The sequence below is a fragment of the Proteus sp. ZN5 genome, assembly GCF_011046025.1.
In the GTDB taxonomy this organism is placed as follows: Bacteria; Pseudomonadota; Gammaproteobacteria; order Enterobacterales; family Enterobacteriaceae; genus Proteus.
The window spans coordinates 1-16,615 of the sequence record NZ_CP047639.1; the positions used below are offsets into that span (position 1 = coordinate 1).

At 39.0% G+C, this 16,615-nt stretch carries 16 protein-coding genes; 3 read left to right on the forward strand and 13 right to left on the reverse strand.

The window, feature by feature from the left end:
- Positions 1 to 189 precede the first annotated feature (189 nt).
- From hemG to pepQ, 4 genes are read right to left on the reverse strand one after another with little or no spacing between them, the layout of a single operon-like run.
- Complete coding sequence (gene hemG, locus GTK47_RS00005) at positions 190 to 720, reverse strand: menaquinone-dependent protoporphyrinogen IX dehydrogenase (protein ID WP_165121742.1); 531 nt, start codon at positions 718 to 720, stop codon at positions 190 to 192.
- A gap of 20 nt (positions 721 to 740) precedes the next feature.
- Entirely contained in the window at positions 741 to 2,192 is a 1,452-nt protein-coding gene (gene trkH / locus GTK47_RS00010) for a Trk system potassium transporter TrkH (RefSeq protein WP_036914641.1), read from the reverse strand.
- A 25-nt stretch (positions 2,193 to 2,217) separates the two neighbouring features.
- A complete protein-coding gene (locus GTK47_RS00015) occupies positions 2,218 to 2,838 on the reverse strand; it encodes an IMPACT family protein (RefSeq protein ID WP_165121743.1) in 621 nt (206 codons plus the stop codon).
- Complete coding sequence (gene pepQ, locus GTK47_RS00020) at positions 2,838 to 4,172, reverse strand: Xaa-Pro dipeptidase (protein WP_165121744.1); 1,335 nt, start codon at positions 4,170 to 4,172, stop codon at positions 2,838 to 2,840. The genes GTK47_RS00015 and pepQ overlap by 1 nt, the downstream gene beginning before the upstream one ends.
- Positions 4,173 to 4,439: 267 nt before the next feature.
- On the opposite strand from pepQ, the gene fadB reads away from it, so the two are divergent.
- The gene (gene fadB / locus GTK47_RS00025; RefSeq protein ID WP_165121745.1) at positions 4,440 to 6,620 is read left to right on the forward strand and encodes a fatty acid oxidation complex subunit alpha FadB; all 2,181 of its coding nucleotides are present in this window, start codon (positions 4,440 to 4,442) and stop codon (positions 6,618 to 6,620) included.
- 11 nt (positions 6,621 to 6,631) lie between these two features.
- Entirely contained in the window at positions 6,632 to 7,795 is a 1,164-nt protein-coding gene (fadA, locus tag GTK47_RS00030; RefSeq protein WP_165121746.1) for an acetyl-CoA C-acyltransferase FadA, read from the forward strand.
- A 149-nt stretch (positions 7,796 to 7,944) separates the two neighbouring features.
- On the opposite strand, the gene fre is transcribed toward fadA, so the two are convergent.
- From fre to pepE, 3 genes are all read right to left on the reverse strand, one after another.
- On the reverse strand, positions 7,945 to 8,646 hold the full coding sequence (gene fre / locus GTK47_RS00035; RefSeq protein ID WP_165121747.1) for an NAD(P)H-flavin reductase: 702 nt from the start codon (positions 8,644 to 8,646) through the stop codon (positions 7,945 to 7,947).
- 15 nt (positions 8,647 to 8,661) lie between these two features.
- The gene (ubiD, locus tag GTK47_RS00040) at positions 8,662 to 10,131 is read right to left on the reverse strand and encodes a 4-hydroxy-3-polyprenylbenzoate decarboxylase (protein WP_088493899.1); all 1,470 of its coding nucleotides are present in this window, start codon (positions 10,129 to 10,131) and stop codon (positions 8,662 to 8,664) included.
- 120 nt (positions 10,132 to 10,251) lie between these two features.
- On the reverse strand, positions 10,252 to 10,977 hold the full coding sequence (gene pepE, locus GTK47_RS00045; protein ID WP_023583493.1) for a dipeptidase PepE: 726 nt from the start codon (positions 10,975 to 10,977) through the stop codon (positions 10,252 to 10,254).
- 289 nt (positions 10,978 to 11,266) lie between these two features.
- Here pepE and rfaH point away from each other — a divergent pair, with 289 nt between their 5' ends.
- Positions 11,267 to 11,767 (forward strand): transcription/translation regulatory transformer protein RfaH, encoded by a 501-nt coding sequence (gene rfaH, locus GTK47_RS00050; protein WP_023583494.1) that lies wholly within the window; start codon positions 11,267 to 11,269, stop codon positions 11,765 to 11,767.
- Positions 11,768 to 11,830: 63 nt separating this feature from the next.
- Here rfaH and tatC read toward each other — a convergent pair whose 3' ends face one another.
- The 6 genes from tatC to ubiE all read right to left on the reverse strand — a co-directional run bounded on the left by tatC (position 11,831) and on the right by ubiE (position 16,569).
- Positions 11,831 to 12,616, reverse strand: coding sequence for a Sec-independent protein translocase subunit TatC (gene tatC, locus GTK47_RS00055; protein ID WP_165121748.1), 786 nt, complete (start codon positions 12,614 to 12,616; stop codon positions 11,831 to 11,833).
- Between the two features lie 3 nt (positions 12,617 to 12,619).
- Positions 12,620 to 13,135, reverse strand: coding sequence for a Sec-independent protein translocase protein TatB (gene tatB, locus GTK47_RS00060; RefSeq protein WP_165121749.1), 516 nt, complete (start codon positions 13,133 to 13,135; stop codon positions 12,620 to 12,622).
- A 3-nt stretch (positions 13,136 to 13,138) separates the two neighbouring features.
- Positions 13,139 to 13,408 (reverse strand): twin-arginine translocase TatA/TatE family subunit, encoded by a 270-nt coding sequence (tatA, locus tag GTK47_RS00065; RefSeq protein WP_006535549.1) that lies wholly within the window; start codon positions 13,406 to 13,408, stop codon positions 13,139 to 13,141.
- Between the two features lie 125 nt (positions 13,409 to 13,533).
- On the reverse strand, positions 13,534 to 15,171 hold the full coding sequence (gene ubiB, locus GTK47_RS00070) for a ubiquinone biosynthesis regulatory protein kinase UbiB (protein WP_165121750.1): 1,638 nt from the start codon (positions 15,169 to 15,171) through the stop codon (positions 13,534 to 13,536).
- Positions 15,171 to 15,812 (reverse strand): SCP2 domain-containing protein, encoded by a 642-nt coding sequence (locus tag GTK47_RS00075; RefSeq protein ID WP_165121751.1) that lies wholly within the window; start codon positions 15,810 to 15,812, stop codon positions 15,171 to 15,173. Before GTK47_RS00075 ends, ubiB begins: the two co-directional genes overlap by 1 nt.
- Before the next feature lies 1 nt (position 15,813).
- On the reverse strand, positions 15,814 to 16,569 hold the full coding sequence (gene ubiE, locus GTK47_RS00080) for a bifunctional demethylmenaquinone methyltransferase/2-methoxy-6-polyprenyl-1,4-benzoquinol methylase UbiE (protein ID WP_075672293.1): 756 nt from the start codon (positions 16,567 to 16,569) through the stop codon (positions 15,814 to 15,816).
- Between the last annotated feature and the right edge of the window lie 46 nt (positions 16,570 to 16,615).

A 16,615-nucleotide genomic window follows, 5' to 3' on the forward strand; every position in this document is an offset into this window, starting at 1 on the left:
GTCAAGAGTTTTTTCAAACTTTTTTCTTTTCTCTTCGCTGTCCTTCGTGGCTGTTGTTTGCTCATCGCCGGTCAGTGGATGCGCATTATAGGGAGTTCCCCGATTAGCGCAAGTGTTTTTTTAAAATAATTTTCTGTTCGTTCAAAACTCCAACAAGACGTATAAAAACCCCACAGTAAAGTTTAAATATCACTCAATTTTGGCAAAATACGTCGCAAATTCGCTTACTTTATTCCAATCCGTATATTCAATTTCTTTTGTTGGATCAGTTTCGCCTTTAGTCATCTTCATAATTAACTGGATCATGACTCTATCAATCCATTTATAACGAGGATAATAAAGAGCACCGGCAAATACACCTGTTAAGGTTGGCTTCCAAGGCGTCTTCTCTAAGAACTTACGTATATAGGAATTAGTCTCTGGTGTATTCTTCTCAGCTTTTCTTGCCGTAAGATTAACGCCAAAGAATGCTGACGGCATATTATTTAACTGTGTAAGATGGCGAGTAATAAATTTATCGAGGACTTTATTAAAATAACCATAGCGGACAGAAGCGCCGACTAAGACTTTACTATACGCAGACAAATTTAAACTCTGCTGAACAGAGGTTAAATCTCTCACATCACATTCATGACCATGTTGTCTTAATTCATTCGCAATTTGCATCATTATCTTTTTAGTTTGACCATCGGTACTACAATACAGCAATAGTGCGCTCATACATTACTCCTTGTATTAGGTTAATCACGCCAAAACGTTGGGGTAAATAAAACCAATAGTGTGAAAACTTCTAGTCGTCCAAATAGCATTGTCACGACAAGTATCCATTTTGCAGCTGGATTCATTGTCGTGAAGTTGTCAGCGACAATACCTAATCCAGGGCCAAGATTATTTAATGTGGTTGCAATGGCAGAAAATGCAGAAAATTCATCAACGCCTGTCGCTATCAACAACATTAAGCTAATAATAAATACCAACGCATAAGCAGAGAAGAATCCCCACACGGCTTCAATAATACGTTCAGGTAATGCTCGATGACCAAGTTTGATGGTATAAACAGCATTTGGGTGAACAAGACGTTTTAATTCACGATTCCCTTGTAGGAATAAAAGCAAGATACGAATGACTTTCAATCCCCCACCCGTTGATCCTGCACAGCCACCAATAAATGCCGAACATAATAATAGAAGAGGTAAAAATGCAGGCCATTGTGCAAAGCTATCTGTGGCAAAACCTGCCGTTGTCGCCATAGAGACTACTTGGAAAAAAGCCTGATTTATCGTTATCCATCCTGTGTCATATACAGAATAAAGCCACAGAATACCGCTACAGATAATGACTAATCCCAATTGAATTGAGATAAACATACGAAATTCAGGATCACGCCAATAGATATTTAAACTTCTTCCCGTTAATACGGCAAAGTGCAAACCAAAGTTACAACCAGAGATCAAAAGGAATACACCAATAATGATATTAATGGTTGGGCTGTTAAAATAACCGATACTGGCATCGTGAGTAGAAAACCCACCAATTGCAATAGTTGAAAAGCTATGAGAAATAGCATCAAACACATCCATACCTGCAATCCATAATGCTAAGGCACAAATGATGGTTAATAAGACATAGATAAGCCAAAGTGCTTTCGCTGTTTCTGCAATTCGAGGGCGCATTTTATTATCTTTCAATGGCCCCGGCATTTCTGCGCGATATAATTGCATGCCCCCAACACCTAAAAGTGGAAGAATAGCGACAGCTAATACAATGATCCCCATCCCGCCTAACCATTGGAGCATTTGGCGATAAAACAAAATAGCTTTAGGTAATGAATCTAGCCCCACAAGCGTCGTGGCACCAGTCGTAGTCAGTCCAGAGAAAGACTCAAAAAAGGCATCAGTAATAGAAAGGTGAGGTTGTTCAGAAAAGATAAACGGCAATGCCCCTACACTACCCAATACCGTCCAAAATAAGACAACAATAAGAAAGCCTTCTTTAGGCTTAAGCTCACTTTTTTTATGTCGATTGGGGATCCACAGCATTAATCCAATGATCAATGCAACAATAAATGTTTGGCTAAATGCACGCCCTGCACCATCTCGATATATTAATGCGACAATACCGGGAATGATCATCGTGACAGAAAATAAGATAACAAGCAGTCCGACAATACGGGTTATTGAACGAAAATGCATTTAGCGATTTCCTTGGTAGCAAAGATTATTCATTTTTATCTAACGGGATTAATTGCATACTGCCACGACTTATATCTCGTAGTTTAACTTCAACTTCACCGCTATGCACGGCAGGCAATGAAAGTATAAAAGTGACTTTATCAGTATATTCACTTAAAAGTACTTGCCCATGATATTGTTCAACGACTTGTTCAAGTAATGAAACAAGTGAATATTCACATGCTACTCTAAAACGCAACTGTGGTACTTTCGTTTTTGTTGGCAAAAGCTTTAATGCTTGTTGAACGCCACTGCCATAAGCCCTAACTAATCCGCCAGTTCCTAATTTGATCCCACCGAAATACCGAACAACCACTGCGGTAACTTCTCCCATTCCACTCCCTAAAAGAGGTGCAAGAATAGGTTTTCCCGCAGTACCTGTTGGCTCACCATCATCAGAAAAACCTAATTGTTGTGAGTCATCGGGTCTTCCTGCAACAAAAGCCCAACAGTGGTGTCGGGCATCAGGAAATTGCTCTTTGATAGACTGAATATAAGCTTTTGCTGCATCAATACCTTCAGTGTGAGCAATAAATGTAATAAAACGACTCTTCTTTATTTCTTCACTGAATTCTACGGTTTCAGCGGGGATCAAATATGCTTTCATCAGGCTAAGTGTAAATCTCTGGTCATATTTTCAATTTTGTTATCGTGGATGATAATATTATCTTCAATACGAATACCACCAAATGGTTTGAAATGCTCAATCAGCTTCCAGTTGAAATGAGTACTGTATTTCCCTTCTTTCCAAGGCGCTAGCAGAGAGTCGATAAAATAAAACCCAGGTTCAATTGTTAATACCATGCCCGGTTCAACAATACGTGTGCAACGTAAGAATGGATACATTGCAGGAGCTGCTAAATGGGTTCCTTTATCATCTTGCATAAAACCAGCCGCATCATGAACTTGCAGACCTAAAGCGTGCCCTAAACCATGAGGTAAAAATGGTGTAGTTAATCCAGCGCTTACCATCTCTTCTTCACTAACACCTTTAACAATGCCGTACTTATTAAGTAATCCAGCAATACGTTGATGTATTTGAACATGATATTCAGTATAACGCACACCCGCTTTCATCGTTGCAATCAACGCTTGTTGTGCATCATTCATATCTTTAACTAAAGAAGTAAATTCATGATTTTCTTTTGCACTATAAGTACGAGTGATATCGGCTGCGTAACCATTATACTCTGCACCCGCATCAATAAGGAAACTACGATATTCATCTGGTGATTCATGATCTAACTTTGTGTAATGCAAAACAGCTGCGTGTTCATTTAAGGCGACAATATTGCCATAAGGTACATCGGTATCACGATGACCTGTTGCCATTAAATACGCCATATTAATATCAAACTCACTTAATCCAGCTTGGAATGCTTCGCGTGCAGCAATATGTCCGTTGACAGCCATTTTTTGCGCTTCACGCATACAAGCTAATTCATAACCTGTTTTATAGGCACGATAGTAATGATAATAATTAAGAAGAGATTGATTGTTAACATTATCAATGCTTACACCTAATGATTCTGCTCGCTGTGTATTTGGACCAATGTAAGCAGTATTTTTATTAATATAAGGTGCGAGCTCTTTTTGAATATCATCCACATTTTTAAGATGAATTAACTCAATTTCATGAGTCCAATAGCTATTTGGTAAAGCTTCAACACTGTGCCAATAATCAACTGGGGAATAGAACCATAATTTAGGTTTATTAACACCATCCGCTAATAACCAGCAATGTGGTACATCGGTCACAGGCACCCATGCTTTAAAATGTGCATTCACTTTAAAAGGATAATCACTGTCATCAAGGAAAACTCGAATAGGTTCACCAGAATGAATTAATACAGAATCAAGATGGTGTCTGGATAAAGCATCACGAGTACGATTTTGTAGAGTTTTGATATGTTCTTGGTACAGAGAGAGCAATTTTTCCATTATTAATTACCTTATCTTATTCATTGTTAATGATTCAGCTTAACACGCCAACTCTTTTAGTGGCTAACCCCATAACAAAAATAGATTATTACCAATTTATCTCCTCTTTTTTTAGCAAACTGAGCAACAACATAGAATTCAATAAGTTGAATAATTTCACTGTGATCACCCTTGCAGTTTTTTAATCAAATATTTGCATTTATTTAACATAGTATTCACACTCTTAATATCTGGTCATACCAGTCTATATATTTAGGGAGAATACAAATGCTCTATCAAAGCGAAAATATTCAAGCCGATTGGGTGAAACAAGGTATTGTTGAACTCGTTTTTAATGCCAAAGGTTCTATTAATAAATTAGATACCAAAACGGTTGCTATGCTAAGCGAGGCTTTAACGGTATTAGAAGCAACACCGGGTCTAAAAGGCGTTATCTTGCGTTCAGAAAAACCAGCTTTTATCGTCGGTGCTGATATTACCGAGTTTTTATCCCTTTTTGATGCCCCTGAAGAAGAATTATCTCAGTGGCTACATTTCTCTAATCAGATTTTTAGTCGACTTGAAGACTTACCTGTTCCTACCGTTTCGGCGATTAATGGCTATGCACTTGGCGGTGGCTGCGAGTGCGTACTTGCTACTGATTTTCGTATTGCTTCTCCTGATTTACGTATCGGTTTACCAGAAACGAAACTTGGGATTATGCCGGGCTTCGGTGGTTCCGTACGTCTTCCTCGTTTAATCGGTGTCGATAACGCATTAGAAATTATTACTGCGGGTAAAGATGTTGATGCTCAAACAGCGCTTCAAAATGGATTAATCCAAGCAATTGTCCCTCTAGAAAATTTAAAAGAAAGTGCTATTTCATTAATCGAGCAAGCAATTGAAGGCAAAATTGATTGGAAAGCGGCACGACACCCAAAAATAGCACCATTAAGGCTGACAGAACTTGAACATAAAATGTCTTTCAGTGTAGCTAAAGGTATGGTGATGAAAGTGGCAGGCCCTCACTATCCAGCGCCTATCACTGCTGTAAAAACTATTGAAAAAGCAGCCTTCCTAAATAGAGATGAAGCACTGGCTCTCGAAACTGAAAACTTTGTTAAGCTCACACGCACTGATGTTGCAAAAGCCTTAGTTGGTATTTTCCTTAATGATCAGTACGTGAAAAATATCACGAAAAAACGTCATGCTGAATTGCCTAAACAGGCCGCCGTATTAGGTGCTGGGATCATGGGGGGAGGAATATCCTATCAATCAGCCTTAAAAGGTATTCCTGTTGTAATGAAGGATATTAGCCCAAAATCCCTTGAACTGGGTATGAATGAAGCGTTAAGCCTGTTACAAAAACGTCAAGAAAAAGGTCGAATGAGTGCCGTAGATATGGCGAAAACTCTCGCCTCTATTCAACCAACACTAAATTATGCCTCTGTTAGTGACGCGGATGTTGTTGTCGAAGCAGTTGTTGAAAACCCAAAAGTAAAGGCAACTGTGCTTGCAGAAACAGAAGCACTATTAGCTGATAACGCGATCCTTGCTTCTAATACTTCAACCATTCCCATTTCATTACTCGCAAAATCCTTAAAGCGTCCTGAGAATTTCTGTGGAATGCACTTCTTTAACCCTGTTCATCGCATGCCATTAGTTGAAATTATTAAAGGCGAAAAAACCAGTGAAGAGACCATTAATCGGATTGTCAGTTACGCCAGTAAAATGGGAAAAACACCGATTATCGTTAATGATTGTCCTGGCTTCTTTGTAAACCGAGTTCTCTTTCCTTATTTTGCAGGATTCTCTCTCTTACTAAGAGATGGCGCTGATTTTATTGCTGTTGATAAAGTGATGGAGAAGGTATTTGGCTGGCCTATGGGACCTGCATACCTACTTGATGTTGTCGGTATTGATACAGCAAATCACGCTCAAGCCGTAATGGCTCAAGGTTTCCCTGACAGAATGGGCACCATTGAGAGAGATACTATTGCTCTTTTATATGAGCAACAGCGATATGGACAGAAAAATAATCATGGTTTCTATAATTACTCTGTTGATAAACGAGGTAAAAAACAGAAATCGGTTGATGGTGAAATTCAAACACTTATTCAACAAAATGCAGGCAAAACGCAAGAGTTTAGCCAAGATGCAATTATCGCTCGTATGATGATCCCAATGATCAATGAAGTTATCCGTTGCTTAGATGAAGGTATTATTGCCTCACCAGCAGAAGCCGATATTGCTTTAGTTTATGGTTTAGGCTTCCCTCCTTTCCGCGGTGGTGTATTCCGTTACCTTGATACCATCGGATTAGCGCAATTTGTTGCAGATGCACAACAATACGCATCATTAGGGCCGCTTTATCAAATCCCTGAAAGCTTAAAACAGAAAGCACAGCGCAACGAAACCTATTATCCAAAGCCCGCAAAAGTAGATGTTAACATCAGAGAACTCGCTTAAGGAGATATGAAATGGAAAAGGTTGTCATAATTGATGGTATTCGTACTCCAATGGGCCGCTCAAAAGGTGGTGCATTTCGCCATGTCAGAGCGGAAAACCTCTCTGCTCACCTGATGCAAGCACTACTAAAACGTAATCCTAATATTAATCCTAATGATATCGGCGATGTAATTTGGGGTTGCGTGCAACAAACTTTAGAGCAAGGTTTTAATATTGCTCGTAATGCGGCGTTATTGGCTGAACTTCCACACAAGGTTCCAGCCGTTACAGTTAACCGGTTATGTGGCTCATCAATGCAAGCATTACATGATGGTGCGCGTCAAATTATGTTGGGTGATAGCCAAGTAGCCTTAATCGGTGGTGTTGAGCATATGGGTCATGTGCCAATGACTTATAATGCGGATTTTAATCCATCACTTAATCTTTCTGTTGCTAAGGCCTCATTTTCAATGGGATTAACAGCAGAAATGTTAGCAAAATCATTCCAAATTTCACGCGAAGAGCAAGATAAATTCGCTTATCGCTCACACCATTTAGCGGCGATAGCCACACAACAAGGCTATTTTGATCATGAGATAGTAGCTATCAATGGTCATGATGCAACGGGTAATTTTATCAATGTAAAAAATGATGAAGTGATTCGTTATAACCCAAGCCTTGAAGAATTAGCGCAACTTAAACCTGTATTTGATCCTGCTACTGGCTCTGTAACAGCAGGCAATTCATCTGCGGTTTCTGATGGTGCATCCGCCATGTTTATCACCAGTGAAAGTTACGCCAAAGAGCACAATTTAAAACCTCGCGCCGTTATTCGTGCTATGGCGGTGACAGGATGTGATCCTGCAATTATGGGTTACGGCCCTGTTCCTGCAACAGAAATTGCGTTGAAAAAAGCGGGATTAACATTAGGTGATATTGATATTTTTGAACTAAATGAAGCTTTTTCAGCACAATCATTAGCTTGCATGAAGAAAATGAATTTACTCGATAGTATCGATGACAAAATTAATTTAAATGGCGGAGCAATTGCCTTAGGGCATCCTTTAGGTTGTTCAGGCTCTCGAATAACCACTTCATTATTAAATATTATGGAGCGTAAAGATGCACAGTTTGGCTTAGCCACCATGTGTATTGGATTAGGGCAAGGTATTGCAACAATTATAGAACGTGTTTAATACCGCATTTTGTATATCTGCGTTCTTATCGTTGAGAAAGTATTCTTTTCGATTGCATGGTTAGAAACCATTTTCCCGCCGTCAGGGGCGGGTTTTTTTATGGTTTTAAAAATGAAAATAATAACAAATAATGAGGCACTTTGGTTTTATCAGATAAATTCAAAAGCATCGCTAAATAGGCGTGTTTTATCTGCATTACGCTCATTGCAAAAACGATCTCTGGCGATTTTTGCCATCTCAAAGCGCCCTGCAATATAAATATCATATTCGGATAAATCACCAAAATCTTCGCTTATTGCCGTTAATACCGTACCTTTTCTGCCTCGCCATGCTTCATCTGGTTGCTCCACCACAGGAACCACAGACAAAGACGGATATAATTCTGACAATTCTTGTAATTCATTAAGATCATAGAGATGAACGCTTTCTCTTCCACCCCAATAAATTGTAATAGGTCGCTGTGGGTTTTCAGCTAATGCAGCCAATAAAATTGAATGGGTATAAGAGAATCCAGTACCGCCAGCAATTAATAATAGAGGCCGTTGACTCTCTTTTTTAAACCACGCATTCCCATGAGGAATATCAATGGTAAGCTGCTGTTTTTCTAATATCACATCAAGCACAGCCATCGCATAAAGATTGAGTTCAGACGCACCAATATGAAGTTCAATAAAGTCTTTATTTTCAGGTATAGATGCAATAGAAAAAGGACGTTTATCACGTTCATCCATAACCGCTAAAAGATATTGCCCAGCCTGAAAATCAAATTCGCCATCAGGTAATAGCCTTACCCGATAAACCGTATCTGTCATCGGCTCAACAAGTGAGACTTTACAATTCAGTATTGCCATGTTGTTCCTCTGTTATTATTTAAGAATATCGAGCTGTTCCCAAATAGTATCGACTCGTTGCTTAACTTCATCAGACATCACAATAGGTCTACCCCATTCTCTATCTGTCTCACCCGGCCATTTGTTGGTAGCATCAAGACCCATTTTTGAGCCTAATCCAGAAACAGGTGAAGCGAAGTCGAGATAATCAATAGGCGTATTTTCCATCATAATGGTATCTCTCGCAGGATCCATTCTGGTCGTGATTGCCCAAATCACATCTTTCCAATCTCTTGCATTAACATCATCATCGCAAACAATCACAAATTTGGTGTACATAAATTGCCGTAAATAAGACCAAACTCCCATCATTACGCGTTTAGCATGACCTGCATACTGTTTCTTCATTGTCACAACCGCTAAACGGTAAGAACATCCTTCTGGGGGTAGATAAAAATCTACAATTTCAGGAAACTGTTTTTGTAATATAGGAACAAGCACTTCATTTAACGCAACGCCTAATACTGCGGGCTCATCAGGCGGACGTCCTGTATATGTTGAATGATAAATTGCATCTTTACGGCGCGTTAAATGCGTAATGGTAAACACAGGGAATGAATCAATCTCATTATAATATCCTGTATGATCACCATATGGTCCTTCTGGGGCTAATTCGCCCGGCTCAATGTAACCTTCAAGAATAATTTCAGCACTTGCAGGCACTTCAAGATCATTTGAAAGACATTTTACAACTTCTGATTTATTACCACGCAATAAACCAGCGAATGCATATTCAGATAAGGTGTCTGGTACAGGTGTTACCGCACCTAAAATAGTGGCGGGATCTGCCCCTAATGCTACGGAAACTGGGAACCGTTCGCCGGGATGTTTTTGGCACCACTCTTGAAAATCTAAAGCACCACCACGATGCGATAACCAGCGCATAATCACTTTATTTTTACCCAGCACTTGCTGACGATAAATGCCTAGGTTTTGGCGCTCTTTCAATGGACCGCGAGTCACCGTTAATCCCCAAGTAATCAAAGGCGCCGCATCTTCAGGCCAACAATGCATAACGGGGATCTTCGTTAAATCAACGTCATCACCTGTTAAAACCACCTCCTGACAAGGGGCTTTACTCAAGCGTTTTGTTGGCATATTTAAAACTTGCTTAAATTTAGGTAACTTATCAAAGAGATCACGAAAACCTTTCGGAGGATCAGGCTCTTTTAGAAAAGCTAATAACTTTCCAACTTCGTGTAAGGCTTTAACATCATCTTGCCCCATCCCCATTGCTACACGCTCTGGTGTACCAAATAAGTTACAAAGCACTGGCATATCAAACCCTTTAGGGTTTTCAAACAACAGCGCTGGCCCACCAGCACGTAAAGTTCTGTCCGCTATTTCGGTCATTTCAAGGTAGGGATCTATTTCATAGGTGATACGTTTTAATTCACCTTTTTCTTCTAATAATGAAAGGAAATCTCTTAAATCGCGGTATTTCATCATAATCTTACGAGCCAGTGAGTGAAAGAAAAGAGGGCCAATGCCCTCTTTGAGACGCTATAAGCTAAACGCATAACTCACTAAAATGCAATGCTTTTTATTTAGTCGCGTTCACTATGCTTATAAACAGCGGAATGGAACCCACTCTGAAAGCAATTTAGTATCAAACTGTTCAGGGAATGTTTTTCCATGTTGGAAGATTTTAAAACCTTCATTTTTAGCGCTGTAATAATGTAATTCTTCACCTTGAATATATAAGTAACTACCTTCACGGATAGCCACAACAATCTCTTCAGGGTTAATTGCACAAAACTCTGCAATACGCTCATCGCGAGTTTCCCCCATATGACCGCTGATAGAAGCATCAATGTAATGTGGGTTAATTTGAACAGGGAATAAACCTAATGAAGGCATAATAACAGAGGAGCGTACAGGCATATCATTAGTGGTACGAATTGTTGGTGTTGCAACGTTACAACCTGCACTCCAACCAATATAAGGAATATTGCGCTCACGTACTGCACGTTGAATTGGAACAACCAATCCTTTTTCATGCAACATTTGGTTTAATAACCAAGTATTACCACCACTAACTAAAATACATTCTGCATTGTTGATTGCATCAACTTCCGAATCAAAATGTTCAATACAAGTAACTTCAATACCCAACACTTCTGATAAATCACGGGCACGTTGATCATGATCGGAACGAATAACGGCATAAGCAATTAATACAGCAGAACGAATACCACGTTTTTTAATCATGCTATCGATATTATCTTTTGCATAACTTAACCAACGTGGATCCCCGGCAATTTTTCCGTTACTTAATAAAAAAACTTCCATTACAGAACCTCTTTATAATTATGAAAAAAATTCTAAGATAATTATCTTGAAAGCTTTTTCTTGTTTTTACCATCACTTTTTTGTCAACTTGTTACCTCTATCCGAGATCAATGTAAAAGTCACAAAAACAAGCCTTTTTATTGCGTATAAACACAGCTTTTCTGTTCTTTTTTCAGTATAAAACCACGTCGATCTATTTTTTATTTAATCCCTGATAGATAACTGTTACCTTAATTATAAATTTGCTATCATCGCTTAAATTAAATTTAACTAACCTATTGTCTCTATTATGAAAAACTGGCATTTGCTGTATTGTAAACGAGGGCAAATCCCTCGCGCTATCGAACACTTAGAACGTCAGCAAGTGGGCTGTTTTACACCTATGGTAACCATAGAAAAAGTATTAAGAGGAAAACGCACTACCGTAACAGAACCACTTTTCCCTAATTACCTTTTTATAGAATTTGATCCTGAAGTGATCCATACCACGACCATTAACTCAACGCGTGGGGTAAACTCATTTGTTCGCTTTGGGCAATATCCTGTTACTGTTCCTCAAGATGTAATTGACACACTGCAAATACCACAACTTTCTTCTCTTACTTATAGTGAAGAAAATGTGCCTCATAGTGGCGATAGTGTGTTAATTACAGAGGGTATTTTTCAAGGGATAAAAGCCATATATCAAGAGCCGGATGGTGAGGCCCGTTCAATTTTGCTTTTAAATATATTAAATAGTGAAGTGAAAAAATCGGTAGGAAATAAAGAATTTAAGAAAGAGTCGCTCTAGAAAAAGTTAACCCAGCAGTTGCTGGGCTAATATTATAGGATTTTAGAAAATGCGTTTCTAAAATTATTTTTGCTGTTCTGCTTCAGCTTCCGCCTCTGCTTCCTCTGGTTCTTCTTCAGATGCTCTTCTTCCCTTACCTACATAAAAACGCGATACCATGACTCCGATTTCAAACAGTAAGTACATAGGTATTGCGAGTAAGGTTTGGGAGAAAACATCTGGAGGTGTCAATACCATACCTACGACAAATGCACCCACAAGAATATAAGGACGTTTTTTCTTTAAAGCATCGGGTGTCGTTACGCCACTCCAGCACAGTAAAATAATCGCAATAGGTACTTCAAAAGCAGCACCAAACGCCATAAAGAGCGTCATCACAAAGCTGAGATATTTACTGATGTCTGGAATAAAGTTAACCCCTTCAGGGGTTGTATTAACAAAGAAGCCAAATGCAAGAGGAAACACAACAAAATAAGCAAACGCCATACCGAGATAGAATAATACTGTACTTGAAACAAGTAATGGCAGCATTAAGCGGCGTTCGTGTTTATACAATGCTGGTGCGATAAAAGCCCATACCTGATAAAGAATAACAGGTACAGAAGCAAAAACGGATACCATGATTGTCAATTTAATCGGAGTCAAAAATGTAGAGGCAACATCTGTCGCACTCATATTTGACCCTTTTGGCAACTTCTCGAGTAATGGAGCCGAGACTAATTGATAGATATCGTTAGAAAAATAAACCAGCGCTAAAAAAACCACAAGAACTGACACCAAGCTATACATCAAACGCTTGCGTAGTTCTATTAAATGGCTGATCAGCGGTTGGGTATCATTTACTGCCATGTTTTAATGCTCACCATTGACCTGATCAGTTGTTTTTTTCTCTAATGTTACTGGTTGAGTAACAGGAACTTCTGTCTTTGTAACACTTTCTGCCACAGGTTTATGGCGATTAGCATCATCATTAACTTCATCAGTTTCAGCAAGTGCGGCTAAATCAGAAGGTGAAGGTTCCGTAGAGTCGGTTTTTACAGACTGCTCTTTCGTGGAGTCTGGCGTTGTAGGTGTTTGATAAGTTTGTTTCAAAGACTGTGCAGCCTCTTTTAACTCATCCATGGACGCTTTCAGCTCTGGCGATAGCGTTTGCAAATTCGCTTTCTCTTCAACTTTTTTCAAGCTCTCTTGGAGTTCTTGAAGTTTTAGTTCTTGAGTCAGTTCATTTTGCACATTCGCAGCCAAAGAGCGTAGCGCCCTTACCCAGCCAGCAATTGTTTTTACTGCTACGGGCAAACGTTCTGGCCCCAGAAAAACAAGACCAATCACCATGACCAATAGCAGCTGACTAAAACCAATGTCAAACACGGTTTACACCTGCTCTTTGTTTTTGCTCTCAGTTGTAGACTTCTCTTCTGTTGAAGTCTTCTGCGCTAAATTTTTAGTATCAAAATCTGCGTCGTTATTTGTTTTTTCAGCGTTGTTGGTGTCTTTATCTGCAGCTTCGTCACCAATCGCTTTTTTAAAGCCTTTTACTGATGCACCTAAATCTGAGCCCAATGTGCGCAGTTTATTTGTACCAAATAATAAGACAACGATGACAGCGATGATGAGTAATTGCCAAATGCTAATACCGCCCATTTTATGTTCCTCAACTATTTTCGGGGTTATACTTAATAACAGTGCCCATTATATACAACGAATTCAATTTTCGGGAATCCCGAATTCATCTTTTAACTTGCTCAAAGACAAACTTTGATGTGTTTTTATTGTGCATTACCAGATCTAAACCAACCCAAAATCCATGCAAGAAGGCCTAAACTGATAAAAACACTGAATAATGTTTTAAAACCAGAAACAAAAAACAGGCTACCGCATAAAAACAGTGTTGTACCTATACCCAATAAAAATAGAGACTGTCTCTGTTTGACTCTTTGCGAACTTATTTGTTCCGTCAATTTGTCTAGCGTTAACTTCATATTTTTATGTTGCTTCAGACTATCATAAACCAACTCTGGTATCTCTGGCATTTTTTCAATCCAGTAAGGCGCTTTGCTCTTTATACCATTCACTAGTGCCGTGATACCAATCTGACTATGTAACCAATCTTCTAAGAAAGGTTTTGCCGTTTTCCATAAATCCAATTGTGGGTATAGCTGACGACCCAGTCCTTCAACATAAAGCAATGTTTTTTGCAGTAAAACTAACTGTGGTTGCACTTCCATATTAAAACGACGAGCTGTATTGAAAAGGTTAAGTAACACATGCCCAAATGAGATCTCAGAAAGTGGTTTTTCAAAAATCGGCTCACACACAGTACGGATCGCAAATTCAAAATCTTCTACATTGGTATCTGCTGGCACCCAGCCTGAATCAACATGTAATTCTGCAACTTTTCGGTAATCACGGTTAAAGAAGGCTAAGAAGTTTTCAGCTAAATAGCGTTTATCTTCTTTATTTAATGAACCAACGATACCGCAATCAATTCCGATATAATATGGATTTTCAGGGTGATCATAGCTAATAAACACATTACCAGGATGCATATCAGCATGGAAAAAACTATCTCTAAACACCTGAGTAAAAAAGACTTTTACTCCACGCTCTGCAAGAAGCTTCATATTCGTTTTTTGTGCATTCAACGCTTCAATATCAGAAACGGGAATACCATAAATACGCTCCATTACCATCACATTTTCATGACAATAATCTGAATATACTTCAGGAATATACAGCATAGAGCTATTTTCAAAATTACGACGTAACTGAATAGCATTAGCCGCTTCACGCAGTAAATTTAGCTCATCGAGTAATGTTTTTTCGTATTCGCGGATCACCTCTTTTGGTCGTAAACGACGACCATCAGGTAAAAACGGTAATAGATTTGCCAAGCGATACATCAAACGGATATCTGCTTTTATCACTGGTTGAATATCAGGACGAATAACCTTTAGTACCACTTCTTTGCCGTTTTCTTTTAATTTTGCAGTGTGAACCTGCGCAATAGAGGCTGAAGCCAGTGGAGTTTCATCAAAATCATCAAACCATTGGTCGATAGGGCCACCAAATGAGTTTTCGATATATTGTCGTGCTTTCTTACCATCAAAAGGAGCTACTTTGTCTTGCAATAATGCAAGCTGGTCAGCAATTTGAGGAGGGAAAAGATCACGTCGAGTTGATAACATTTGGCCTAACTTAATCCAAACAGGGCCTAATGTTTGCAATGAGAGTCGTAAGCGTTCACCTAATGGTTTTTCTGGATGTTTATTTTTGATCCAAAATAGTGCTCGGCATCCTAATCTTGCAGGTAAAGTAATTCGGTGTTTAGGAATTAACTCATCAAGCCCATAAGATAAAAATACCTGAATAATATGATAGAGGCGCTTTAACTCACTAAGGAGCATTATTTTTTCTCCAATGTGCCTAACCGTTTTTCCAGCTCGGCTGTTTGCTGTGCAAGTTCTTCTATTTCATCATAAAAATGGACTGTTTCTAATGCACTAGGTGCGGTTTTCCACTCTTCAATTAATGTGTCACGTAAATAATCTTTTTGGTGACTTAAGAGTGAAGAAAATAACTGAACACCCTTTCCTGCAACAACAGTCAGGCTTTGTGCTGCAATATCACCGATATAAGGTGCTAAATATTGCGCAGGATCCCACTGCGCCATATCCAATAATGCAGCCCAATTTTGAACAACCTGCATATCACCATCAATAGTGATATCACCACGGTTGATCAGTTCTGACATTTTTTGGCGATCACGAAGCTTAATCAAAGTTAATAATTTTGTTTTTATCAAACAATCAGTTTCATCATCCCACTGACTTAATACGTCAACTTGTTGTTCACTAAAGACTAAGTAGATGGAACGAGGAAACTCATTGATAGAAAGCGCCAACACTTTGCCCGCAAGACGATTGCGGGCAGGTTTAAGCACATTTTCCTGATATAAAACGTGATTAAGAGCTGTCTCCATTGATGCTGTTAGCATCGGATACAGTACTTGAGAAGCAATATCATGAGAAAAAGTGGCTTTTTCCATCTCAGAATTTAAATCCTTTGTGTAAGGCAACTATACCTCCGGTCATATTGGTATAGGTAACTTGATCAAATCCGGCTTCTTCCATCATGCCTTTTAGTGTTTCTTGGTCTGGATGCATACGAATTGACTCCGTTAAATAACGGTAACTTTCAGCATCATTCACAATCACTTGACCAATTTTCGGTAGGATATGGAAAGAGTAAGCATCATAAATCTTGCTTAAAGGATCAAGAACAGGTTTAGAGAATTCTAGCACCAACAGACGTCCACCTGGCTTTAATACACGGAACATAGAACGTAAAGCTTTTGCTTTATCAGTCACATTACGTAAGCCAAAGGAGATAGTGATGCAGTCAAAATGGTTATCAGGGAAAGGTAACTCTTCAGCATTTGCCTGTACATAGTTAACATTACCCACAATACCGTGATCGCGTAGCTTTTCACGTCCCATTTTCAACATTGAGTCATTGATATCAGCTAAAACAACTTCTCCGTTTTCACCCACAAGACGAGAAAATTTAGCTGTTAAATCACCAGTACCACCAGCAAGGTCAAGGACACGTTGGTTACGTCTAACACCACTTGCTTCAATGGTATAACGTTTCCAAATGCGGTGAACACCGAAAGACATCAAGTCATTCATTAAATCATACTTAGACGCGACAGAGTGAAAAACCCTTGCAACCATGGTTTGTTTATCATCTTTGTCAACGGTTTGGAAACCAAAATCTGTTGTTTCCTTAGTTTGTTGAGTCATATTATTTGCCCGCTAATTAATCAAAATTTAGTAAATTCAGTACTGG